The sequence below is a fragment of the Arthrobacter sp. Y3221114 genome, from assembly GCF_059092625.1.
Genome location: NZ_JBNHHW010000003.1, coordinates 13,316 through 35,617 on the forward strand (window position 1 = coordinate 13,316; position 22,302 = coordinate 35,617).

General features: G+C 68.8%; 21 protein-coding genes. 4 read left to right on the top strand and 17 right to left on the bottom strand.

Annotated elements, in window-relative coordinates; translation table 11 throughout:
- Window positions 1–15: 15 nt before the first annotated feature.
- The 3 genes from AC5RV3_RS07040 to AC5RV3_RS07050 form a co-directional block, all read right to left on the bottom strand.
- Window positions 16–3,054 carry an AAA family ATPase gene (locus AC5RV3_RS07040; RefSeq protein WP_494121526.1) on the bottom strand — a complete coding sequence of 1,013 codons (3,039 nt, stop codon included), beginning with the start codon at window positions 3,052–3,054 and terminating at the stop codon, window positions 16–18.
- Entirely contained in the window at window positions 3,051–4,211 is a 1,161-nt protein-coding gene (locus tag AC5RV3_RS07045) for an exonuclease SbcCD subunit D (protein ID WP_494121527.1), read from the bottom strand. The genes AC5RV3_RS07040 and AC5RV3_RS07045 overlap by 4 nt, the downstream gene beginning before the upstream one ends.
- Before the next feature lie 90 nt (window positions 4,212–4,301).
- Window positions 4,302–5,315: an MIP/aquaporin family protein gene (locus AC5RV3_RS07050; protein ID WP_494121528.1), complete on the bottom strand. Its 1,014-nt coding sequence runs from the start codon at window positions 5,313–5,315 to the stop codon at window positions 4,302–4,304.
- A 295-nt stretch (window positions 5,316–5,610) separates the two neighbouring features.
- Here AC5RV3_RS07050 and AC5RV3_RS07055 point away from each other — a divergent pair, with 295 nt between their 5' ends.
- Window positions 5,611–6,654 (top strand): ADP-ribosylglycohydrolase family protein, encoded by a 1,044-nt coding sequence (locus AC5RV3_RS07055; RefSeq protein WP_494121923.1) that lies wholly within the window; start codon window positions 5,611–5,613, stop codon window positions 6,652–6,654.
- A 4-nt stretch (window positions 6,655–6,658) separates the two neighbouring features.
- Window positions 6,659–7,585 (top strand): SDR family NAD(P)-dependent oxidoreductase, encoded by a 927-nt coding sequence (locus AC5RV3_RS07060; RefSeq protein WP_494121529.1) that lies wholly within the window; start codon window positions 6,659–6,661, stop codon window positions 7,583–7,585.
- Between the two features lie 30 nt (window positions 7,586–7,615).
- Here AC5RV3_RS07060 and AC5RV3_RS07065 read toward each other — a convergent pair whose 3' ends face one another.
- From AC5RV3_RS07065 to clpS, 11 genes are all read right to left on the bottom strand, one after another.
- Window positions 7,616–8,632 (bottom strand): 3'-5' exonuclease, encoded by a 1,017-nt coding sequence (locus AC5RV3_RS07065; RefSeq protein ID WP_494121530.1) that lies wholly within the window; start codon window positions 8,630–8,632, stop codon window positions 7,616–7,618.
- Window positions 8,633–8,743: 111 nt separating this feature from the next.
- Window positions 8,744–9,433, bottom strand: coding sequence for a hypothetical protein (locus tag AC5RV3_RS07070; RefSeq protein WP_494121531.1), 690 nt, complete (start codon window positions 9,431–9,433; stop codon window positions 8,744–8,746).
- Window positions 9,430–10,356, bottom strand: a complete 927-nt coding sequence (locus AC5RV3_RS07075) for an ABC transporter ATP-binding protein (protein WP_494121532.1) — start codon at window positions 10,354–10,356, stop codon at window positions 9,430–9,432. The genes AC5RV3_RS07070 and AC5RV3_RS07075 overlap by 4 nt, the downstream gene beginning before the upstream one ends.
- On the bottom strand, window positions 10,353–10,742 hold the full coding sequence (locus AC5RV3_RS07080; RefSeq protein WP_494121533.1) for a GntR family transcriptional regulator: 390 nt from the start codon (window positions 10,740–10,742) through the stop codon (window positions 10,353–10,355). Before AC5RV3_RS07080 ends, AC5RV3_RS07075 begins: the two co-directional genes overlap by 4 nt.
- Window positions 10,743–11,163: 421 nt before the next feature.
- Complete coding sequence (locus AC5RV3_RS07085) at window positions 11,164–11,841, bottom strand: DedA family protein (protein WP_494121924.1); 678 nt, start codon at window positions 11,839–11,841, stop codon at window positions 11,164–11,166.
- A gap of 63 nt (window positions 11,842–11,904) precedes the next feature.
- On the bottom strand, window positions 11,905–12,525 hold the full coding sequence (gene rdgB / locus AC5RV3_RS07090; RefSeq protein ID WP_494121925.1) for an RdgB/HAM1 family non-canonical purine NTP pyrophosphatase: 621 nt from the start codon (window positions 12,523–12,525) through the stop codon (window positions 11,905–11,907).
- Between the two features lie 52 nt (window positions 12,526–12,577).
- Complete coding sequence (gene rph / locus AC5RV3_RS07095) at window positions 12,578–13,366, bottom strand: ribonuclease PH (protein WP_493979743.1); 789 nt, start codon at window positions 13,364–13,366, stop codon at window positions 12,578–12,580.
- 126 nt (window positions 13,367–13,492) lie between these two features.
- Window positions 13,493–14,287, bottom strand: coding sequence for an MBL fold metallo-hydrolase (locus tag AC5RV3_RS07100; RefSeq protein WP_494121534.1), 795 nt, complete (start codon window positions 14,285–14,287; stop codon window positions 13,493–13,495).
- On the bottom strand, window positions 14,284–15,240 hold the full coding sequence (gene murI / locus AC5RV3_RS07105; protein WP_494121535.1) for a glutamate racemase: 957 nt from the start codon (window positions 15,238–15,240) through the stop codon (window positions 14,284–14,286). Before murI ends, AC5RV3_RS07100 begins: the two co-directional genes overlap by 4 nt.
- A 296-nt stretch (window positions 15,241–15,536) precedes the next feature.
- The gene (locus AC5RV3_RS07110) at window positions 15,537–16,109 is read right to left on the bottom strand and encodes a DUF2017 domain-containing protein (RefSeq protein WP_494113789.1); all 573 of its coding nucleotides are present in this window, start codon (window positions 16,107–16,109) and stop codon (window positions 15,537–15,539) included.
- Window positions 16,110–16,442 carry an ATP-dependent Clp protease adapter ClpS gene (clpS, locus tag AC5RV3_RS07115; RefSeq protein WP_494121536.1) on the bottom strand — a complete coding sequence of 111 codons (333 nt, stop codon included), beginning with the start codon at window positions 16,440–16,442 and terminating at the stop codon, window positions 16,110–16,112.
- Between the two features lie 87 nt (window positions 16,443–16,529).
- Here clpS and AC5RV3_RS07120 point away from each other — a divergent pair, with 87 nt between their 5' ends.
- Together AC5RV3_RS07120 and AC5RV3_RS07125 are read left to right on the top strand one after the other, a co-directional pair.
- On the top strand, window positions 16,530–17,861 hold the full coding sequence (locus AC5RV3_RS07120) for a nicotinate phosphoribosyltransferase (RefSeq protein ID WP_494113791.1): 1,332 nt from the start codon (window positions 16,530–16,532) through the stop codon (window positions 17,859–17,861).
- Window positions 17,858–18,475, top strand: a complete 618-nt coding sequence (locus AC5RV3_RS07125) for an isochorismatase family protein (RefSeq protein WP_494121537.1) — start codon at window positions 17,858–17,860, stop codon at window positions 18,473–18,475. Before AC5RV3_RS07120 ends, AC5RV3_RS07125 begins: the two co-directional genes overlap by 4 nt.
- A 186-nt stretch (window positions 18,476–18,661) precedes the next feature.
- Here the strand turns inward: AC5RV3_RS07125 and AC5RV3_RS07130 are convergent, their stop codons facing one another.
- From AC5RV3_RS07130 to AC5RV3_RS07140, 3 genes are all read right to left on the bottom strand, one after another.
- Window positions 18,662–20,449, bottom strand: coding sequence for a DEAD/DEAH box helicase (locus tag AC5RV3_RS07130; protein ID WP_494121538.1), 1,788 nt, complete (start codon window positions 20,447–20,449; stop codon window positions 18,662–18,664).
- Window positions 20,446–21,876, bottom strand: a complete 1,431-nt coding sequence (locus AC5RV3_RS07135; RefSeq protein WP_494121539.1) for an MFS transporter — start codon at window positions 21,874–21,876, stop codon at window positions 20,446–20,448. Before AC5RV3_RS07135 ends, AC5RV3_RS07130 begins: the two co-directional genes overlap by 4 nt.
- Window positions 21,877–21,963: 87 nt before the next feature.
- A complete protein-coding gene (locus AC5RV3_RS07140; protein ID WP_493979734.1) occupies window positions 21,964–22,272 on the bottom strand; it encodes a DUF3039 domain-containing protein in 309 nt (102 codons plus the stop codon).
- Window positions 22,273–22,302 lie beyond the last annotated feature (30 nt).

The window sequence follows — 22,302 nt, forward strand, 5'->3', positions numbered from 1 at the left end:
CCATCATACCGGCGGTCAGGCGGCCCCGGTGAGCACGGTGCGGACGGAGGAGCCGTGGCGCCCCTTTGTGACCTGGAGCTGGGCACCGATGCGCTGCTTCATGTCCGCCACGTGGCTGACCAGGCCAATGACCCGGCCCCCGTCGCGGAGTCCCTCCAACGCATCCATGACCTGTTCCAAGGCCTGCTCATCCAGGCTGCCGAACCCCTCATCGACGAACAGCGTCTCGATGTCCACGCCGCCTGCCTCTGCCTGGACCACGTCGGCCAAACCGAGCGCCAGCGCGAGCGAGGCCATGAAGGATTCGCCGCCGGACAAGGTGGAGGTGTCGCGCCGCTGCCCCGTCCATTCGTCGCTGACGTGTAGACCAAGGCCCGACTTCTTGTTGCCGGACTTTGAGTCGTCGTGGACCAGGGTGTACCGCCCGTCCGTCATCGCAATCAGGCGCTCCGAAGCTGCCGCCGCAATCTGCTCCAACCGCGCGGCCAAGACGTAGGTGGTGAGCGTCATCTTGCGTTCGTTCTCGCCCAGTCCCCTGACCGTGTCCGCCACAGACTGCAACAGTTCGTGCCGTGCGGCGATCGGTGCCAAGCGGACTTGTTCCTCGTCGAAACGCCGGCGGTAGCTGGCAAGTTGTTGCAGCGACGCTGTCAGCACTCCGTGCCGCACGTGGTGCTCCTGCACCACGCCGTCCAAGACCGTGGCTTCCTCGCGTGCGGCGTCCAGTTCCGCGGTCCCCGGCAGCGTTTCGCCCTTTTCAAGCGCCGTGCGGGCACGGACGACGGCTTCGGAGGACTCCAGCACCTGCAGCCGCTGGCCTGCTTCGGTGTAGGCGGTGTGGCGCCGCTGGAGTTCCTGCAGTTGTGCCGGCGCCAGCAGGGACACCCGGATCTCGTCCTCCGAGGCGAAGCTGGATTGCCCGATCGCCGCGGCAAGATCGGCTTCCGCCTGCTCCAACGCCTTGCCGCAGTGGCGGTGCTGACTTAAAACATCCAGGGCATCGGCCAGGAGCTGGTCGAGGCGGGACAGTGAGGCCGCGTGTTCGTGCAGGCTGCCTCCGTCGGGACGTGCCTCGCGCAGCTTTTGCTCGAGTTCACGCACGCGTTCCCTGCCGGTATTGAGCTCGGAGTCGGCAGAGGCCTTGGCTACCGCCAGGGCCGACAGCTGCCGGCCGTTCTCGTCAAGCTGCTGCGTCGTGGCATCCGCCCGTTCCTGCAGCCTCGTCCGCCGCTCCCTCACCGCGACGGCCTCGTCCAAGCGGGCACGGGCGGCGGCGAGGGCGTCGGTTGCCTCGGCGGCATCGGTCGCCCCGCCGCGGGAGGCCAGGGCGGAAAGTTGCTGTTCCAGTTCCGCGCAGGCCTCGCGGGCCTTGGAGTACTTGGCTTCGGCCGCCGCGTGGTCCTCCCGGGCTGCTGTTTCCTGCTCGCGGGTGACCAGGTCTCCGCCGCCGGCCGAGGCCGGTTGCGGATGTTCTGTTCCGCCGCACACCGGACAGGGGTCTCCCTCGGCGAGGTTGGCGGCGAGCTCCGCTGCGGCCTGATCGAGGCGCTGTTCCAGCAGCGACAACCAGGCTTCCTTCAGCTGAAGCTGCCTGGCCTGCGCCGCATCGCGATTCCGGCGGGCCTCGCCGGTCTTGGCCAGGCAGGCGGCGTACTCGGCCACGGTGTCGCGCAGCTGCCGGGCTTGTTCCAACCGCTCGGTGAGCAGGCCGACGTCGTCGGCGGCTGCCGCCAGCTCGGCCAGCTCCTCCTGCAGCCCGCGGCCGATGCCGGCCAGCCGTTCCCGGGTGCTTTCCGCGGCACCGATGTCCCTCGCCAGCTGCCCCGCGTGCTGTTCCAAACGCCGCACCTCGGCACCGGCCGCCTGCAGCCGCTGCTCCTCCGGCAGCAGGGCGCGGATTCGTCCGAGCTCGGCGGAGAGCTGTCCCGCCGCCTCCTCGAGCAACGCCTGTCCCGCAGCATCGGGGTCGGGGCGGCGGGAAACGAACGACGGGTAGAGCGGATGGGCTTCGGCCGCGTCGATCCGGTCCAGGAATTCTTTCCCGGCGCGTTCCGCAGCGAGCGCAGCCTGATCCCGGTGCCGGATCGGCGACGCCAACAGTTCCGCGGATCGGTGCGATGCCAGTGTTTCGGTCAGGGCGGCGTGGCCGTCGGCGCCGTTGCGGTGCTCCGCGGCGAGGTTTTCCAGCGCCGCCAATTCCGCGTGATCGGCCAACGCCCGCTCACGACTGACGATGGTGTCCCGCAGCCGGCCCAGCTTATCTTGTCCGCGCTCGGCCAAGTCCCGGACGGAGGCGGCCGCGGACGCCATCGAGGACTCAAGCGTGGCGAGCAGGTCCGCGGCAGGCATTGACTGGTCCGGCATGTCCTCGGCCGCCAGATGCCGGGCTGCTTCCTCTGTTGCCCGCGCCAGGAGTTGCTCGGATGCTGCCACTGCTGCCTGGTAGTCCGAGCGGGCCTTGGCCGCTTCGTCGGCCAGGACCTGCTCGACTGCCTCGTAGCGGTCGGTCGCGAACAGGCGTTGCAGCAACGGCCGGCGTTCCTTGGCATCGGCGCGCAGGAACGCCGCAAAGTCGCCTTGCGGCAGCAGGACTACCTTGGTGAACTGCTCCAAACTCATGCCCAAGACGGCCAGCAGTTCAGCCGCGGCCTCGTCGTTGCGGCCGCTTTTCTGGACCCAGGCGCCGTTGATCTTCTCGCGCAACAGCGTGCGAGCCTGCTCCGTCACCGACCCGGACCGGGCCCGGGACGAGGGGCGTTCCCACTGCGGGCTGCGGGTTACTTCGAACCGCCTGCCGCGCGCGGAGAATTCGCACACGACTTCCGGCTCTGTCCCGGGTTCGGCGTGGTCGCTGCGCAGCCGCTTGCCCTGTTGGCGTGCGCCGGGAACCGACCCGTACAGCGCAAAACAGATGGCGTCCAGGATGCTGGTCTTACCGGCCCCGGTCGGCCCGTTGAGCAGGAAGAGCCCTTGCGCGCCCAGCTCGTCGAAGTCGATGGTTTCCCGGGCAGCGAAAGGCCCGAAGGCCTGCATTTCAAGCCGGTGGATCCTCATGCCGATGCCTCCGCTGCCTGCACGGCCTCCAGCGCATGCGCCAGCAGTGCGCGTTCGGCCTCGCCGGCCGGCCGGGAGCGGACATGGTCCAGGAATCCGCAGCAGACCTCCAGGTCGTCCTGGGCCTTCGCGATGCGCTGGCTGTAGCTCATGGTGTCCCGGCGCGGTCCGGAGGCGGGTTCGAAGTTGAGCACCAGCGTGTCGGGGAAGCGTGCCCGCAGCCGTTCCATTGCCTTCGTTGGGCGCTCGTCGTCCGTGACCGTGATCTGGCAGTAGGCTTCCTCGGCCCAGGCATGGTCGGCAGATTCCAGCAGGTCCTGCATGGTCCCCTTGAGTACGGCGAGCTTGCGCGGTGAGGGCCAACTGACGTTTTCCACGGATGTGAGTCCGGCCGCGGTGAATTCGAGGATGATGCCGCCCTTCTCGTGTCCGGCCTCGGAAAACGAATAGGGCAGGGGCGACCCGGAATAGCGCACGGTTTCGCTCAATTTCTGGCGCCCGTGCAGGTGCCCCAGCGCCACATAGTCAAGGCCGTCGAACAAATCCAGCGGCACCGCTCCAACTCCCCCGATGCTCAGGTCGCGTTCGCTGTCCGAGGTGATGCCGCCGCTGGCGAAGGTGTGCCCCATGACCAGGGAATGCACGGTGCCGCCGGCCCTCCGCTGCTCAAGGTCGGCACGAATGCGGCCCAGCGCCGCCCGCGTGACGGCGGTGTGGCTGGGAGCCTCCGCGCCCAGTTCCTCAGCGCACATCCGCGGCTCGAGGTAGGGAATGCCGTACACGGCAAGCGTGGCCCCGTCCAGGTCCAGTTCCACCGGGTCGGCAAGCTGGTCGAGCCGGGCGCGGATATGGACCCCGCCGTGGGCCAGGATGCCGGAGCCGAAGCCCAACCGGGTGGCCGAATCGTGGTTGCCGCTGGTCAGGATCACGGTTGCCCCGGCAGCGCGGATGCGCGACAAGGCATCGGAAAAGAGGTTGACGACATCCACACCGGGCAGCGCGCGGTCGTACACGTCGCCGGCGATGAGCACCACGTCGATGCCCTCCTCGCGGACTGTCTGCAGGAGTCGCTCGACGAAGGCGTGCTGCGCCTGCAGCATCCCAACGCCGTGGAAGGAACGGCCCAGATGCCAGTCCGACGTGTGCAGTAACCTCATATTTCCAAACTATCCGGCGGCTGGGACAGTTTCGGACAAGCACAACGGCACGTCCCGAAATCGGGACGTGCCGTTGTGCGGGGCTTGTGGTTATTCGCCGTCCGGGCGTGTGCGCTTCGGCTTGCGGTCAAAGAAGTCGCGCGCTTCGGCGGCGCCCTGGTCGTCCACTGGCGCCGGCTCGTCCGGCTGGTCCTCCACCGCGACGTCGGGAACCTCACGTCCGGCGTTCGCGGACCCGGCCGGCACCGTGCCGGCGGAAGCGGCGCCGCCGCCGACGGCAGTCTTCCCCTCCACAGGTTGGGTGGAAGACGCAGCCGGAGCACCGCCGTCGTTGGTTGCCTTGCGCGGCCCCGGCACCAGTTCGGCACTGCGGTAGAGCAGTCCGGCGATAACGGCACCGAGCAGCGGGGCCGCCCAGAACAGCCACAGTTCGCCCAGCGGGCTGCCGTCCGCGAAATACACCGCGGCCGTGGAGCGGGCCGGGTTCAGCCCTGCGTTGGAGATCGGGAGCATCACAGCGGTCAGCACGCCAAAGGCAAGCCCTACCGCGTACGGGGCGCTGCGGAGCCGGTCCAGGGACGAGGTGGCGCCCAGGTAGACCGCCACGAGCAGTCCGGTGGCGACGGTTTCGGCCAGGAACACACCCGCCATCGAGAAGCCCAGTTCGTCGCCGCCGGCGTAGCCGTTGGAGATGGACGTGAACACGGCGGCCGACTGGGCGCTGACCGGATGGCTGCCCATGATGACCCAGAGCACGACGGCGGCCAGCGAGGTGCCGGCCAGTTGCGCCAGGACGTAGGGCGGGACCGACTTCCAGGAGGTGCGGCCCGCGAGCGCGCTGCCCAGCGTGATGGCCGGGTTAAAGTGGCCCCCGGAGACATGGCCGAAGGCAAGCATGCCGGCAATTACCGCCAGGCCGAAGCCGAAGGGAACGCCGAAACCGCCCTGCGGATTGAACATGCCGATCCCCAGGGCACCGAAGAAGAGCAGGAACGATCCTGCCATTTCGGCGCCGATGCGGGCGGAGTAGCTGCGCCCCTCGCCGAGCCGGGGCGGGGCGGCGGGGACGGCCGGGGCCGGTGACGCCGGGTGGGCTGCTGCCATGGATACTGTCCTTCTGCCGGGCCGGCTAGCCGCCGGCGATTCTCTCAAAACTACTCCACTCTGGCACCGGGGTCTGGGAAAACGCTGAGTGCTTCCCGGGAAGGAGGCCCGGCGAACGTCCGGTGCCGCGCCTAAGCTGGTAGTCGTGACTAACGATGCCCAGCTCCCCGGTTCCCCCTCTGCCGACGCGCCGGACTTCGCCGGCAGCGCGCCGCCCCCTCCCGGCACCGTCCAGCCCGCGCCCGGCACCGTCCAGCCGCCGCCCGAGACCCAGCCGGAGACGACGGCCCAGGCGGTGCCAAATTTCGCGTCGCGGGTGCGCGGCTGCCTGCTCGGAGGCGCCCTCGGGGACCAGCTGGGGGCCGCCGTGGAATTCGACTCCTTTGACTCGATCGCCGGGCGCTTCGGGGCCGAAGGGCTGCTGGACTTCTCCCAGCTGCCGGAGCCCGGCCACTTCACCGACGACACGCAGATGACGCTCTATACCCTCGACGGGCTGACCGAAGCGCTGGAATGGGCCAACGCCGGCACCTCCGCGGACGAAGCCGCCTGCCTCTGGCTGGCTTATCTGCGCTGGTACGCCACCCAGGAAGGCCGCTTTCCCGACAACGCTCCGGAACCCCAGCCGCGCTGGATCGACGGACAGGAAGTGCTGCACGCGCGCCGCGCCCCCGGCACCGCCTGCCTCTCCGGCCTGGCCACCGGCGAGATGGGAACCCGCGCGCGCCCGGTCAACCCGGACTCGAAGGGCTGCGGCACGGTGATGCGGTCGGCTCCGTTCGGGCTGCTGCCGTTCGTCGACGACCAGACGGTCCAGCGGCTGGCCACGGACGGCTCGGCGCTCACCCACGGCCATCCGACGGCACACCAGAGTGCGGCGGCGTTCGCGACGCTGATCCGGCTGCTGGTGCATGAACAGGCGACCCTGCCGGGCGTCGCCGTGGCCATGCTGGCCCGTACCGAGCAGGACCCGGGTGCCGCCGAGTTGGCCGGGCGGCTGCGCGCCGCCATCGAGTTGTCGGCCCGCGGTCCGGTGGCGCCGGCGGAGCTGACCGCCACGCTGGGCGAAGGCTGGGTGGCCGAGGAGGCCCTGGCCATCGCCCTGTACGCAGTCTTGGCCACGGCGGACAGCCCGACGCCGGAGCACCATTTCCGCAGGGCCGTCGCCGCGGCCATCAATCACGACGGCGACAGCGACTCGGCCGGCAGCCTCGCCGGGAACCTGTTGGGCGCCCATTACGGCGAAGCGGCGCTGCCCGCCGAATGGCTGGCCGTGCTGGAGGCCCCCGACGTCATCCTCGGCATGGCGGAGCGCTTCCTGGCGCAAACCCAGGCGTGAGCCCGTGAGCCACGACCGCACGGCGCCGGCGCTGCCACGCCAGGACGGGAAGACGATCATCGTGACCGGTGCCAGCGCCGGCCTCGGCTACTTCGCCAGCGAACAGCTGGCGGCGGCGGGAGCCACGGTGGTCATGGCGGCCCGTGATGCGGCACGCGCGCGGGCAGCCATGGAGGCCGTCCGCCGCACGGTGCCCGGCGCGGACGTGCGATTCCAGGAGCTGGATCTTGCCAACCTGGCCTCGGTCGGGCAGGCGGCAGAGGAGCTGGCCGGGCTGGGTCGCATTGATGCCCTGCTGGCCAACGCCGGGGTGATCGGTTCCCGGGAGCTGCAGTTCACCGCCGACGGCGTCGAGCTGCAGTTCGGCACCAACCACCTGGGCCACTTCGCACTCGTGGCCAGGCTGATGCCCGCCCTCCGCCGCAGCCGGAGCCGCGTGGTGCACGTGGGCAGCATCAGCCACCGCTGGGTGTGGCCGGACTTCCGCCGCGCGGCTGTGCCGGCCCGGTACTCCAGCCACCGCTCCTATGCGTTGTCCAAACTGGCGGTGATGAGTTTCGGATTCGAGCTGGCGCACCGGCTGGACGCGGTCGGCTCGCCGGTCTCCTCCGTGGTGGCGCATCCCGGTTATGCGCGGAAGTACTTCACGCCCGACCGGCCGGGTTTAAAGCTCTCCCGCCCGGCGGCCGGGTGGCAACGGGTGTTTTTCGGGCTGGTGGCGCAGGGCAAGGACGCCGGAGCCCGTCCGCTGGTGCACGCGGCAGCCGGCGCGGACGTCCGCAACGGCGACTACTGGGGGCCGGACGGACTGTTGCAGCTGACCGGACGCCCCGCCGCCGTCGCGCCGCGGCGGCACGCCCGCGAGCGCAACGCCGCCTCCCGGCTGATCGACCTGTCCGAGCAGCTCACCGGGGTGGGCCTCCGGCTCTGACTCCGGGTCGCCGGGCCGGGGACCAGGCGGTCAGGCGCTGTGCGCAGGCCAGCGGCCGCCGATCATCTGCAGGAACTCGCCTTCGGACAGCACCTCGATCTGCTGGCCCTTGCTGTGCAGCTGCAGCACCTTGTGCGCCTTGGCCGTGACCCGGCCGCTCTTGAGGTCGGAGGCGACGAAACCGTCGCCGACGACGAGCACAGTGGTCTTCCGGGTGACGTTGCTGGCAGGCTGTGCTCCCAGCTCCGCCGCGCGGTTCTTCGCCTCCTGGCGGGACAGGCCCAGATTGCCGGTGAAGACCACGGTCTGGCCGTACAGCGGGTGGGAATCGTCGGCGTCCTGGTTGGGCTCGGGGTTGTCCCCCTCGTCCGGCCAGTACGTCCAGGCCGACGACGGCGCCGCTCCCCCGGCCGCACCCAGCGCCTGCCGCTCCAGTGCCGTCCTGGTGGGTTTGGATACCGCTGCGCTGCCGTGGAGGTAGGCCTCCAGCCGCGAGGCGCGCAACTGCATCGCGGTCAGCAGGTCGGGAATGCTGCCGGCCGAATTCCGGCTGGCGATGTCGATCATGATGCCGGCGCAGGCCCGCGCGTCCGCCACGGCGTCGTGGTGGTTGTGCAGCGGCACGCCCGCGGCCTCGGCGACGAACGGCAGGGAATAGGACACCAGCGAATAGCTGCGCCGCGACAGGATGACGGTGCAGGCGTAGTCGTAGGCCGGCCCGGAGAGTTCCGAGACCTCCAGAGCGGATCGGATCACGCCCATATCGAAGGCGGCGTTGTGGGCTACCAGCACGTCGGAGCCGATAAAGGCTGCCAGGTCGGCGAAGATCTCGCCGAAACGGGGCTTTCCCGCCACCATGCCCGCGGTGATGCCGTGGATCTGGACGTTGCGCCGGTCGAAGTGGTCGAAGCCCTCCGGCGGGCGCATCAGCCAGGACGCTTCCTCGACGATCCGGCCGTCACGAACCTTGCTCAAGCCCACTGAGCATGGTGAGCCCCTAAAACCGTTTGCCGTCTCGAAATCGATCGCCGTGAAGTCAACTGCCACGCGTTCAACCCTAAGTGACGGCACGGACGGTTCTGCGCCTGCAACACGCGCCGACGGCGGCCCCCGGCACGAGCGCCGGGAGCCGCCGTCCTGCTGTCCGGTCGAGTCTGATCAGGGCGTGGCCCGGCGGAGGGTCAGGTAGGATCCGCCCGCCAGGACCGCGCAGAACAGCGCCGTCCAGCCGGAAGTGCTCAGCGGTGTCTGGGCCACGAGCCACCCGCCCACGGCCGGCCACCAGCCCTGCCAGGTGATCAGGCCAAGCAAGCCGATCAGGACCACGGCGATCGCGATCCATGTGACCAACATCCCGGTCGCCTGCCAGCGCTTGTAGATGGTGGCGAACCAGAAACCGATCATGAACAACGCCACCATGACGATGAAGTAGAACAGGATCTGCACCACCGGGTTGCTGTCGGCGATCCAGTCCAGGGCATACAGCCGGCCGTTGAAGCCCCAGCCGCCGGTGGCAACTTCCAGCAGGCCCAGCAGGTAGTAAAGGACGCTGACGGCAAGGGCGACGACGGCGAAGAGACCGACGGTGCCGAGGTAGAAGGTACGGCGGCTCACGCTCATCGCCTGCGAGAACGGGAACGTCAGTGTCAGCGACTGGATGCCCAGCGCCAGGAAGTACCACATCACCGCCTGCGCGGTCCCGGAGTACAACGTCTCGCCGGTGGCAGGGATCATCGCCCAGATGGCCAGGGTGATCAGGAACGAAGCCAGCAGGATCACGGCGGGGATGCCCAGGAAGGTCCACTTATTGATCAGCTGCATGCGCGCTACGTTGATGACTCGATTCATTTCAGGACCTCCAGTTCGGAGTCGGTATCGGCGGCGGCATCGGTGGCAGCAGTGGTCTTCCGCACCACCAATTGCTGGAGCGACACCGGCGCCAACTCCACACCGAGTTCCGCAGCCTCGGCACGATCGGCATCGGACAGCCTGCCTTCGATGGTCCACGAGGCCAGCGAGCCCAGAGATTCCCGATGCAACACCTGCCGTCCGGCCGCGAAGGAGCGGACGGCTGCCGCGTTGCCGGCAACGGTAAAGGCCGTCCCGCGGATCGCTTCGGCGGCGTCGTCCATGATGATCCGGCCGCGGTCGATCAGCACCACGTGCTCCAGCAAGTTCGCCACTTCGTCGATCAAGTGCGAGGAAAGGATGATGGTGCGCGGATGGTCGGCGAAGTCCTCGACCAGCCGGTCATAGAAGATCTGGCGGGCGACGGCGTCGAGCCCCAGATACGGTTCGTCGAAAAATGTTATCTCCGCGCGGGACGCCAGCCCGATGATCACGCCGACGGCGGAGAGTTGGCCGCGGGAAAGTTTTTTGATCCGCCGTTTGGGCGGGAGCTGGAAATCCTCGACCAATCGGTCCGCGTAGGCCTGATCCCAGTGGCGGAAGAACAGGGCGGCGGACTTGAAGGCCTGCCTGGGGGTGAAATCATCCGGGTACTTCTGTGATTCCCGGATAAAGCAGATCCGGGACAGCACGGCGTCGTTTTCATACGGGTGCTGCCCGAAGACCAGCGCCTCACCGCTGCTCTGGGAGCCCTGGCCGGTGAGCACCGACATCAGGGTGGTCTTGCCGGCGCCGTTTCGGCCCAGCAACCCGTAGATCCGGTTGCCGTCCAGGCGAAGACTGACGTTGTCCAGCGCCTTGGCGTCGCGGTAGGACTTGCTCACCTGCCTCAGTTCGATGGCGGGTGTGTTCTGGTCGTTCATGGGGACACGCTTCCCTCGGTCATGTCGCTGGTGGACTCGGTGCGGTTGAGCATTGCGGTCAACTGTTCGGTGCTGATGCCTAGTTTTCGTGCCTCCCGGGCCATCGGCTGAACGTACTCCCGGTAGAAGTCGTCACGGCGTCGGGCCACTAAACGGGAGCGGGCACCGGCGGCTACGAACATGCCGATCCCCCTCTTTTTGTACAGAACCCCGTCATCGACCAGGCGGTTGACGCCTTTCGCCGCAGTGGCGGGATTGATCCGGTAGAAGGCGGCGAACTCATTGGTGGACGGCACTTGGCCTTCTTCGGCCAGCACGCCGTCGACGATGTCGTTCTCAATGCGTTCGGCAATCTGCAGGAAGATCGGCCTTGAGTCGTCAATCACGGCCGCTCCTTCCCCGAGTCCACTGCACGCTTGTTCGGTGAAGTGGTTCATTACTCATGTAACTAACCATACAAACACGTGACGGAAGCGTCAACTGGCCCGAGAGGGGCGGGGTTTCTTGTGCCGAACGGCGGCAGGACCGGTCCCGGGCTCGGACGCGTGGTCGCGCGCAGGCCCCCGGGAGGGCCTGTGGGCAGCGCGATGACGGTAGTAGCCCGTCAAGGGCCTCCGGGCAGCGCGGGACGGCCGGGAAGAAGATCTTGCGGGAAGCTCACGTCTCGGACGGCTCAGCCGTGGCGGCGGCCTGGGATGACAGGCCGCCTGGATTCACGGCGCCGTGGAAGGAGCTGAAGGATCGGGAAGGGTCCGCAGGGCCGGAAACGGGCCTGCGGGAAAGGAGATCGGCCCTTGGCAGCTGCGGCTACGCCCGCCGGTTCCTGATCTTACGGATCCTGGTGGTGAGCCAGTACAGGCCCGCAACAACGACGACGACAATCACGATCTTCTGGAAGACGCCGGCGTACTCCTCCACGATGTGCCAGTTCTCCCCCAAATAGAAGCCGGCCAGCACAAAGATGCTGTTCCAGATCAGGCTCCCGGCTGCGGTCAGTCCGAGGAACTTGCCCATGGGCATGCGCTCGATGCCGGCCGGGATGGAAATCAGGCTGCGAAAGATCGGAATCATGCGGCCAAAGAAGACGGCCTGGTAACCGTGGCGGTTGAACCAGGCTTCCACCTTGTCCACGTCTTCCACGTCGACCAACGGAAGCTTGTCGGCGATGGCGCGCATGCGCGTTCGGCCCAGCCAAGCGCCCAGCCCGTAAAGCACCCACGCGCCGATGATCGAGCCCAGAGTGGTCCAAACGAGCGCCTCGACAAGGCTGAAATTGCCGCGGCTGGCCGTGAAGCCTGCCAGCGGGAGCACCACTTCACTGGGCAGCGGCGGGAAAAGGTTCTCCAGCGCGATAGCCAGGCCGGCGCCGGGTGCCCCGATGCCTTCCATCAGCCCCACGGCCCACTCGGCTACCCCCGTGAGGGCAGAGGAATCGTCTGCGGGCTGGGCTGGGCGGGGACCGGACATCAAGAAAGGGATCAGCATGCTCATCGTGTACAAGTCTGCCTTACCGCGCGTCTGAGGCCGAACCGGACGAGGTCCCGGCGATCAGGGCTTTTGGCCGAGTGCCGCCACTATGTGAGGCAGCAGGGCGCGGAACGCCTGGCCGCGGTGGCTGATGGCGTTCTTTTCCTCCGGCCGCAGTTCGGCACAGCTGCGGTCCATCCCGGCCGGCTGCAGGATGGGGTCGTAGCCGAATCCGCCGGAGCCGCGCGGTTCGGCCAGCAGGGTACCCTCCAGCCTGCCCTCCTCGACGGCTTCGAGGCGCGGCGACACAACGCTTGCTGCGCAGACGAACGCGGCCCCGCGATGCTCGGGCGCGATATCGGACAATTGGTTCAAGAGCAGGCGCAGGTTCGCTTCGTCGTCGCCATGTTTTCCGGCCCAGCGGGCCGAGAAGATGCCGGGCGCCCCGCCGAGTACGTCAACCGCCAGGCCCGAGTCGTCGGCCACCGCCACCAGTCCGGTGGCTTCGGCGACGGCGCGTGCCTTCAGCAGGGAGTTCTCGGCGAAGGTCAATCCGGTTTCGGGTACGTCAGGGACCCCGGCCGTAGCCGCGTCAATCACCTGCGTATCCACGTCCAGCCCCGGTATCTGGCCGCGCAGCAGTTCGCGCAGTTCACGCAGCTTTCCCTGGTTGCGGGTGGCCAGGACCAGCCGGGGTTTGATCTCCGGCCCGGCGGCAGGCGCCCCGCCGAGCCCGGTGCCTGCTGCCCCGGCGTCAGCCACGGATGACTTCTCCCAGCGTCTCCGCCAGCGTGTCCCGCTGGATCTGGGCCAACTGGGCCGTGCCGGCAAGCGCCAGGTCCAGCAGTGCGTCGAGTTCCGCACGGTCGAACGGCGCGCCCTCTGCGGTGCCCTGGACTTCCACGAACTGGCCGGATCCGGTGACCACGACGTTCATGTCCGTTTCCGCGCGAACGTCCTCGACGTAGGGCAGGTCCAGCATCGGCACGCCGTCGATGATGCCGACGCTCACGGCGGCGACGGTATCGGTCAGCGGCCGGGCGGATCGGGCGATCAGCTTCTGCTCTTTCGCCCAGTGCAATGCGTCGGCAAGGGCCACGAAGGCGCCGGTGATGGCCGCGGTGCGCGTGCCGCCGTCGGCTTGGAGCACGTCGCAGTCCAAGACGATGGTGTTCTCCCCCAGCGCCTTGGTGTCGATCACCGAGCGCAGCGAGCGGCCGATCAGCCGGGAGATCTCGTGGGTGCGGCCGCCGATCTTGCCTTTGACGGATTCGCGGTCGGAACGGGTGTTGGTGGCGCGGGGAAGCATCGCGTATTCGGCCGTGACCCAGCCGCGTCCTTCGCCCTTCAGCCAACGCGGAACGCCCGCCGTCACCGATGCGGTGCAGAGCACGCGGGTGTTGCCGAACTCGATCAGCGCCGATCCTTCGGCCTGGTTGGACCAGCCGCGCGTGATGCTGATCGGACGCAACTGTTCGGGTGTCCGGCCGTCGGCTCGGGCGGCGGCAGCGGGCATGGCGGAACCGGGATCAACGTCAATCATGGGTCCACCCTATCGGCTCGCAGCGGCCGCAGCCGCTCACGCGTCGTCGCGCAAGGCACCTCTCAGCCGCTCAGACGGCGGCTCTCAGCCGCTCACGCGTCGTCGCGCACGGCGCCTCTCAGCAGCTCAGACGACGTAGCTCACACCGGCTACCGCGACGGCCAGATCGCCGACGTAGGTTTCGCGGGCCTCGGTGACGGTGCGCACCGAGTCGTTCCAGACGGGCAGGTGGGTCAGCAGGAGCCGCCGGACCTGGGCCTCGGTGGCGGCGGCGCCGGCCCGCTTTCCGGTGAGGTGCACGCCGTCGACGCCGTCGTCGCGGCCTTCGTGGAAGGCGGCCTCGCACAGGAACATGTCCGCGCCGAAGGCCGCCTCGACCAGTTCGGGGCAGCTGTCGGTGTCACCCGAGTAGGCGAGCACCCGCGTGACCGGCCCCTCGGGGGTGGGCTCCGTAGCCTCGACCCGGATGGCGTAGGCCTCCTCGACCGGGTGCCGCACCGGATAGGGGGTGATGGTGAACGGGCCCAGCTTCACCGGCTCCCGTTCCGCCCAGAGGTGGAAATCGAACTCCTCTTTCATGCCGGGATCCAACTCCAGCCCGTAGGCAGTGGCCATGCGGTCCGCCGTGGCCGCCGGGCCCCACACGGGGATGCGCCCCTTGGTCCAGCCGTCGGGATTCCAGCGCACCGCCACGTGCAGGCCGCACAGGTCCATGCAGTGGTCCGGGTGCAGGTGGCTCAGGAAGACGGCGTCGATGTCCTCCAACGCCATGTAGCGCTGCGCGGTGCCCAGGGCGCCGTTGCCCAGGTCCAGCAGGATGCGCCAGGTCCGCTCGCCGTCGTAGGCGCTGACCAGATAGCACGACGCCGGGGACAGCGGCCCGGGAAACGAGCCGCTGCAGCCGATGATGGTCAGGTTCATGCCCGCTCCCCCAGGTTGTACTGCCCCGACGCACCGGCAAACGGCGAAATTTTCGGGCCCGCCTGCCCCTCGGTGCGTGCGGCGGCAACCATCTCGGGGGTGATCCTGGCCATGCTGCCGGTGGGATAGTGCGCGGCCACGTGGTCCACCTGCTCCACGGCGATCACCTCCGGCCCCAGGAACCGGCGCGCCAGCACCTCGAAGGACGCGGCGTCACCGGTGGCAATAAAGTGGTGCTGGCCCGGCGTCCCTTCCGGCCGCAGCAGATCGTGGGAAACCAGCGACCGGTACACGTCCTTGGCCGTCTCTTCCGCGCTCGAAACCAGCGTCACGCCGTCGCCCATGACATAGGAGATCACGCCGGTCAGGAGCGGATAGTGCGTACAGCCGAGCACCAGCGTGTCCACGTCGGCACGCCTGAGCGGAGCCAGGTACTCCTCGGCGGTGGCCAACAACTCCTGGCCCGCGGTGACACCGGCTTCCACGTATTCCACGAAGCGGGGACAGGCCACGGAGGTCACGTCGAGGTGCGGTGCGGCGGCGAAGGTGTCCTCGTAGGCGCGGGAACCGACGGTGGCCGACGTGCCGATCACGCCGATCCTGCCGCTCCGCGTGGAGGCGACGGCGCGGCGGACGGCCGGCTGGATCACCTCGATCACCGGAATGCCGTAGCGGGCGGTGTAGCGCTCCCGGGCGTCGCGCAGGACGGCGGCGGAAGCGGAGTTGCAGGCGATCACGAGGAGCTTCACGCCGGCGTCCACCAGTTCATCCATCACGCCCAGCGCATTTGCCCGCACCTCGGCAATCGGCAGCGGACCGTAGGGCCCGTTGGCGGTGTCGCCAACGTACAGGATGGACTCGTTGGGCAACTGGTCTATCACTGCGCGGGCCACGGTCAGCCCGCCCACCCCGGAATCAAAGATGCCGATCGGAGCTGCGGGTTGGATCAACATCGGGATGTCACTGCCTTCCAGGCTCATATTTCTCTAGAGGATAAGGCGTCAGTGTGCGCTTGGGCGAACTTCAGCGCGGCTTCTGTTAGCCATCTCACAGTGCTTCCCCCGCCGACGGCGGCCTCCCGGCCCGGGCACCGCAGGGCTTGGGCTCGCGGAGGCTGCGGCCCGTCCACGGCGGCCGCCGGCGGAGCCCCGCCCCGGGTGCGAGGGAAACCCGGAGGCCCGTCCACGGGGCCGCCCGTCGGGGGCTCTGCCTCGGGTTCGAGTCAGTTGTAGACGCGCCGCGGCGCTGCTCAGCGGTGGCCTGACGCGTGCCCCAGTCCGTCCAGCAGGGCCTGCATCAGGGTCTCCTGGAGCCAGGTCATGAAGTTGTAGACCAACGCCAGGTAGGTTTCCAGGTCCTCTGCCTGGGACCAGTCGTCGATCTCATGCAGGGCCTGGGCGTCCTCGTCGGTGCGGATCTCCAGCCGCTCGGCCAGCACCAGGCGGACGTCGTTCACGGCACGGGCGAACAGCCGGGCCTGCTCGTCGGTGAGGTGCAGCGGCGTCTGCTCAAGCAGCAGCGCGCTGGCGCGCAGCGCCCCGAGCTTGTCCTCCCGCAGCGAGCGTTCGGTGAGTTTGCGGAACTCCAGCGCCTCGCCGTCGTCGTGCTCCACCGCATCCGGCAGCAGCCGCAGCAGCGCTGGGTCCCGGGGTTTGGCGGCATCCATGTCCAAGCCCACCATCGCGGCCAGGGGATCCTCGTCCTGCCGGTCAACCTCCAGCATGGCGATGACGTCCCCGAACAGCTTCCGGATCAGGTCCCGCTCGGCGGGCTCCAGGTACCCGGTGATTCCCTTGCGCGTGTGCTTGAATGCCTTGGCCATCTACGCCTGGTCCGCCTTCTGGTACGTGGCCCACAGGCCGAACGAATGCATCGCCACGGTGTCCCGCTCGGCCTGCTCGCGGCTGCCCGTCGCCACTACCGACCTGCCCTGCTGGTGCACCTCGAGCATCAGCTTGCGGGCTTTGGTTTCCGAATAGCCGAAGTAGCTTTGGAAGACATAGCTGACGTAGCTCATCAGGTTGATCGGATCGTTCCACACGATGACGACCCACGGGGTGTCCTTGGCCGTAAGTTCGGCGGATTCCGTCCGGCGGGACGTCTCGATATCCGCGTCCAGCACGGTTGTGCAGGAGGGAAGGATGCTCACGGTCATGGCTTCCATTGTAGGCAGGGCGTGCCAAGAGGGCCTGACGGCGGCGCGGATCTACTCAGACGGCGAAACAGGATTAGAGTCGGGGATGTGAACAATGCAGCAGGCTGGACGCATCCCAGCACCTCCCTGTACACCGACCATTACGAGCTGACCATGCTCCAGGCCGCCCTGCATTCCGGCGCGGCCCACCGGCGTTCGGTCTTCGAGGCGTTCGCCCGGCGGCTGCCGGAAGGACGCCGGTACGGCGTGGTGGCCGGAACCGGCCGGATTTTGGAGGGCCTGGAACACTTCACGTTCTCCGAGGACCAGCTGGATTTCCTGGCCCGCACGGACGTGGTGGACGCGCGCACCATCGACTGGCTGGCCGATTTCCGTTTCTCCGGCGACATCTACGGCTATGCCGAGGGCGAGGCCTACTTCCCCTATTCGCCGATCCTGGTGGTGGAGTCGAGCTTTGCCGAAGCGTGCGTCCTGGAGACCTTCATCTTGTCCGTGCTGAACCACGACAGCGCCATCGCCTCGGCGGCCTCGCGGATGACCGGCGCGGCCGGCAGCCGGCCCTGCATCGAGATGGGGTCCCGGCGCACGCACGAGGAGTCGGCCGTGGCTGCTGCCCGGGCCGCGGTGATCGGCGGCTTCTCCAGCACCTCAAACCTGGAAGCCGGCTACCGATACGGCGTCAAGACGGTGGGAACCGCCGCCCATTCCTTTACCTTGCTGCATGACACCGAGCAGCAGGCCTTCGAAGCGCAGCTGGCGTCGCTGGGTGTGGGAACCACCCTGCTGGCGGACACGTACGACGTCGAGACCGCCGTCCGTACTGCCGTTGACCTGGCGGGTCCGGGGCTGGGTGGCGTGCGGCTGGATTCCGGCGACCTGATCGCCCAGGCCCAGTGGGTGCGCCAGTTGCTGGACGACCTGGGCAACCACCACACCCGCATCACCGTCACCTCCGACCTGGACGAATACGCGATCGCGGCCCTCGCCTCGGCTCCGGTGGACTCCTACGGCGTCGGCACCGCGCTGGTCACCGGATCCGGCGCCCCCACCGCGAGCATGGTCTACAAGCTGGTCAGCCGCGAGGGCAGCAACGGCGAGCAGGTGTCGGTGGCGAAGGCGTCGAAGAACAAAATTTCCGTAGGCGGACGCAAATACGCGCTGCGCCGGCTGGACGAGCACGGGGCCGCCACGGCCGAGGTGGTCGGCATTGGCCACCGGCCCTTCGACGACGGCAACGACCGGCCGCTGCTGCAGCAGTTCGTCACCAACGGCAAGCTGGCGGACGGCTGGACCGGCGCCGAAGGCGTCCGCCGCGCCGCCGAACGCCACACCGCTTCCATGGCCGAGCTGCCCGGCGCCGTGAACCGGCTGCAGCGCGGCGAGGCCGCCATCCCCACCGAATTCGAGGAGCAGTCATGACACGCGCACTGATCATCGTCGACGTCCAGAACGACTTCTGCGAGGGAGGTGCCCTGGCCGTCGACGGTGGAGCGAAAACTGCCGCCGACATCAGCGAGCATTTGGAGACCCGGCCGGATGAGTACGACGTCGTGGTCGCGACGCAGGACTGGCACGTGGATCCGGGCGGCCATTTCTCCGACGCGCCGGACTTCGTGGACAGCTGGCCGCGGCACTGCGTCGCCGGGACGCGCGGGGCGGACCTGCATCCCGACCTGGACACCGACCGGATCGACGCCTACTTCCGCAAGGGCCAGTACGACGCCGGCTATTCCGGCTTCGACGGCCTGCTGGCACCGGCGGACGAGGTAGCCACCGGTGAACGCGAGGGCGACGAGGAGGAAGAAGACATCGAAATGCCCAGCCTGGACGACTGGCTGCAGGAGCATGGGGTGGATGAGGTGGTGGTGGCCGGGCTGGCAACCGACTATTGCGTCCGCCAGACCGCCCTCGATGCCGTCCAGGCCGGGTACGCCACCGCCGTGAACCTGGCGCTGTCGGCGGGAATCAACGCCGGACGCGTCGAGAAGACCCTGGCCGAGTTCAGCGACTACGGCATCGACGTCATCGAGTAGCCGGGCGGGCTGCCGGAAGCGCACGCTACCTCGCTCGTTTCGCGTGCGTCGGGAACCTCTGCCATCCGCGCGTGAGGAGGTTCGCTCCCTAGCCGTAACTTCCCGTGTCTTGGCGCCACTCGCGGCGCTGACCAGGGGAAACGATCGAGCTACCGCGGAAACATGGGAGCGGGCGCAATCCTCGGGTTACTTCCGGCCGATGAACCAGTCCTGGAGCTTCTTCAGGCGCTTGTTCAGCTGCTCCTCGTTGGCCTGGGCCACGGGCGGGCCGCCGCAGACCCGGCGCAGCTCGGAGTGGACCACGCCGTGCGGCATGCCGGAGCGCGCCGACCAGGCGGAAACGTTCTTGGCCAGCTGGTTGCGCAGTTCGGTCAGCTGCCGGTGGTCAACCACGGCCGGCGCCGGCTCCGGATCCACGGCCCCGCCGGAACGCTTGCGCTTGCGCGACTGCTGTTCCTGCTGGCGCTGGCGCAGCAGCATGCCCACCTGCTCCGCGTCCAGCAGCCCCGGGATGCCCAGGAAGTCCAGTTCCTCTTCGCTGCCGAGCTCTCCCCCGGTACCGAACTCGGCGCCGTCGAACAGCACCCGGTCGAAGGACGCCTGGGAGTCCAGCGCTTCGAACTTCTGCTTGGTCAGCTCCTCCGAAGCCTTCTCTTCCCGGTTGGCCTGCTCCATCAGGGCCTCTTCGGGAATGAAGCCCTCGTCGTTGTCCTTGTCCGGCCGGTCCAGCGCGTGGTCACGCTCCAGCTCCATCTGGTTCGCCAGTTCCATCAGGTTCGGCACCGACGGAAGGAACACCGACGCCGTCTCGCCGCGCTTCCGGGCGCGCACGAAGCGGCCCACCGCCTGCGCGAAGAACAGCGGGGTGGCCGTCGAGGTGGCATACACGCCGACCGACAGCCGGGGCACGTCCACGCCTTCGGAGACCATGCGGACGGCGACCATCCAGCGGCTGTCCCCGGCGGAAAAGGCCTCGATCTTTTCGGAGGCACCGGCGTCGTCCGAAAGGATGACGGTGGCGGATTCCCCGGTGATCTTCTTCAGCTGGCCGGCGTAGGCGCGCGCGTCCTCGTGGTCGGTGGCGATCACCAGCCCGCCGGCGTCGGGCACCGCCCGGCGGACCTCGGTCAGCCGCTTGTCGGCCGCAGCCAGCACCGACGGGATCCATTGCCCCTGCGGGTTCAGCGCCGTGCGCCAGGCCTGCGCCGTGATGTCCTTGGTGACGGCGGCCTCGCCGAGCGACGCCGCGTACTCGTCTCCCGAGCTGGTGCGCCAGCGCATCTGCCCGGAGTAGGCCATGAACATCACCGGGCGCACCACGTGGTCGCGCAGGGCGCTGCCGTAGCCGTAGGTGTAGTCGGCCCGCGAGCGGCGGATGCCGTCCCTGTCCTCGGCGTACTCCACGAACGGGATCGCCGCCGTATCCGAGCGGAACGGGGTGCCGGTCAGCGCCAGGCGCCGGGCCGCGGGTTCGAAGGCCTCGCGGATGCCGTCGCCCCAGCTGAGGGCGTCGCCGCCGTGGTGGATCTCGTCAAGGATCACCAGCGTCTTGGCGGCCTCGGTCTTGGCCCGGTGCAAAAGCGGCTTCATGGCCACCTGCGCGTACGTGACGGCGACGCCGATGAAGTCGCGGCCGTGCGAACCGTCCGAGTTCTTGAAGTTCGGATCGATGGCCAGCCCCACCCGCGCCGCGGCGTCGGCCCACTGGCGCTTGAGGTGGTCGGTCGGGGCCACGACGGTGATCCGGTTGACGATCCCCCGTTCCACCAGCTCGGTGGCCACGCGCAGCGCGAAGGTGGTCTTGCCCGCGCCGGGGGTCGCCACGGCCAGGAAGTCCTGCGGGGCCATGTCGAAGTACTTCTGCAGGGCCTCGGCCTGCCATTGGCGCAGTTTGGGGGCGGTGCCCCAGGCGGCGCGTTCCGGGTAAGCCGGCGGCAGCACCGGTCCGGCGCCGAATAGTGTGTCGTTGCTCATTTGCTGGCCTCCTCCCGTTGTTCCTGCCCGTTTTCAATCCGTTCCGCGCTGCGCCAGCCGGTGGCGATCCCGCCCGCCGCCACCACGGCGAGCACCAGCCAGATCACCACGTAGACGCCGACCGAGCCCGGGTTGTCCGGATCCCGCAGCAGGGCGAACAATCCGCCCGCCCCGGCGGTACCCACCACGCCGCCCAGCTGGTCGGCCAGCTGCAGCGACGCGGAGTTCCGTCCGCGCTCCTGGGGTGCGGACAGCTTCAGCACCATCACCGATGTGGTGGACAGCGCCATTCCCATCGAGAACCCGGCCAGCGCCCAGACGACGATGAGCGCCCCGAGCGGCACCGACGGTGCGGACACCAGCGCCATCAGCCCCATGGAGGCGGTCAGGATGCCGGATCCGATCACCAGCAGCCGGTGCCGCGCGGCCTCAACGCGTGCCTGCAGCCAGGAGCCGATGCTCCAGCCGACCGCACCGGCCGTCAGGGCCAGGCCCGCGGTCGCCGGCGAGACGCCGTGCGCCGCCACCAGCATCAGCGGGATGAACGCCTCGGCGCCGAAAAACGCCAGGTTGATCAGTCCGCGGGTGGCGATCACGCTGGGCAGCCCGCGGCGCAGCCGCAGGGTGCCCGGCGGCATCAGCCTGGGCAGGGCCACCAGCGCCAGCACCACGCCACCGGCCGCCAGCACGTACAACAGCACCAGCTTCCCGGCGGACCCGCCGGCGACCGCTTCGAACAAGGACCACTGGGTCAGGAACACGCCGCCGGCCAGCAGCAGGCCGCGCACGGCCTGCAGGCGCCCGCGGCGTTTGTCCGTGGTTGGGTCCTCCGGGGCTCCCACGCTCCCGGTCTGCGGCCAGATGACCAGCACGGCCAGCAGGAAGATCGGCGCCGCGCCGTAGAACACCAGGCGCCAGGAAAGGTACTGGGCGACGACGCCGGCGGCCAGCGGCCCCACCAGCGACGGCAGCACCCAGGCCGCGGCCAGCCAGCCGAAGACCACCGGCTGCAGCCGCTGCGGATAGACCTGCCCGATGATCACGTAGACGGCCACGATCGCGAAGCCGCCGCCCAGCCCGGCCACGGCCCGGCCCGCGGTGAAGATCCAGAACTCCCCGGCCACCCCGGACAGGACGAGGCCGGCGACCATCAGCACCAGCCCAGCGGCGAGCGCCGGGCGCGGCCCCTTGGCGTCGCACCAGACCCCTGCCACCACGCTGGCCAGCAGCGAAGCGGTCAGGAACATGGAGAACGCCAGCCCGTAGGCGGACTTTCCGTCCAGGTCGGCCGCCACCACCGGCATCGCCGTCGCCACCGCCACCGCCTCGAACGCCGCCAGCGTGATCACCGTCAGCAGGCCGATGGTCAGCGGCCGGTAGGCAGCCGACATGGCGCCGGGCGCGCGGACGGCAGTGGATTCGGGCATCAAGGAACCAGGGCTAGCTTTCTTTGCAGGCAGGAGTCAGCGCGGCGGGCACCGGACGCGCCCGCGCGTGTAGAGGGGGAACGGTTGCTACTTCTTCTTACCGGAATCGTCGCCGCCGGGGCGCAGGCCCTCGTAGATGGCCTTGCAGTCCGGGCATACCGGGAATTTGTTCGGGTCGCGGCCGGGCACCCACACCTTGCCGCACAGGGCGATCACGGGTTCGCCGGACAGCGCCGACTCCATGATCTTTTCCTTGCGGACGTAGTGCGCAAAGCGTTCGCGGTCACCGGGCTCAAGCTCTTCGCGGAGTTCTTCACGCTCGATCGTCGCGGTGGACCCGCCCGGGGTCTGCGGCGCGCGGGGGTCGTTTTCGAAAGGATCCGGAGGAAGACTCATGCCACCCATCTTAACCCCTGAAACAGGAAC

Coding starts and splice junctions, on each gene's coding strand:
- AC5RV3_RS07070 (WP_494121531.1), bottom strand. CDS start 9,433: ATGAATCGAGTCATCAACGTAGCGCGCATGCAGCTGATCAATAAGTGG.
- AC5RV3_RS07075 (WP_494121532.1), bottom strand. CDS start 10,356: ATGAACGACCAGAACACACCCGCCATCGAACTGAGGCAGGTGAGCAAG.
- AC5RV3_RS07140 (WP_493979734.1), bottom strand. CDS start 22,272: ATGAGTCTTCCTCCGGATCCTTTCGAAAACGACCCCCGCGCGCCGCAG.
- AC5RV3_RS07040 (WP_494121526.1), bottom strand. CDS start 3,054: ATGAGGATCCACCGGCTTGAAATGCAGGCCTTCGGGCCTTTCGCTGCC.
- AC5RV3_RS07110 (WP_494113789.1), bottom strand. CDS start 16,109: ATGGCCAAGGCATTCAAGCACACGCGCAAGGGAATCACCGGGTACCTG.
- AC5RV3_RS07050 (WP_494121528.1), bottom strand. CDS start 5,315: ATGGCAGCAGCCCACCCGGCGTCACCGGCCCCGGCCGTCCCCGCCGCC.
- rph (WP_493979743.1), bottom strand. CDS start 13,366: ATGATTGACGTTGATCCCGGTTCCGCCATGCCCGCTGCCGCCGCCCGA.
- AC5RV3_RS07135 (WP_494121539.1), bottom strand. CDS start 21,876: ATGCCCGAATCCACTGCCGTCCGCGCGCCCGGCGCCATGTCGGCTGCC.
- AC5RV3_RS07130 (WP_494121538.1), bottom strand. CDS start 20,449: ATGAGCAACGACACACTATTCGGCGCCGGACCGGTGCTGCCGCCGGCT.
- AC5RV3_RS07085 (WP_494121924.1), bottom strand. CDS start 11,841: ATGCTGATCCCTTTCTTGATGTCCGGTCCCCGCCCAGCCCAGCCCGCA.
- AC5RV3_RS07125 (WP_494121537.1), top strand. CDS start 17,858: ATGACACGCGCACTGATCATCGTCGACGTCCAGAACGACTTCTGCGAG.
- AC5RV3_RS07100 (WP_494121534.1), bottom strand. CDS start 14,287: ATGAACCTGACCATCATCGGCTGCAGCGGCTCGTTTCCCGGGCCGCTG.
- clpS (WP_494121536.1), bottom strand. CDS start 16,442: ATGACCGTGAGCATCCTTCCCTCCTGCACAACCGTGCTGGACGCGGAT.
- murI (WP_494121535.1), bottom strand. CDS start 15,240: ATGTTGATCCAACCCGCAGCTCCGATCGGCATCTTTGATTCCGGGGTG.
- AC5RV3_RS07045 (WP_494121527.1), bottom strand. CDS start 4,211: ATGAGGTTACTGCACACGTCGGACTGGCATCTGGGCCGTTCCTTCCAC.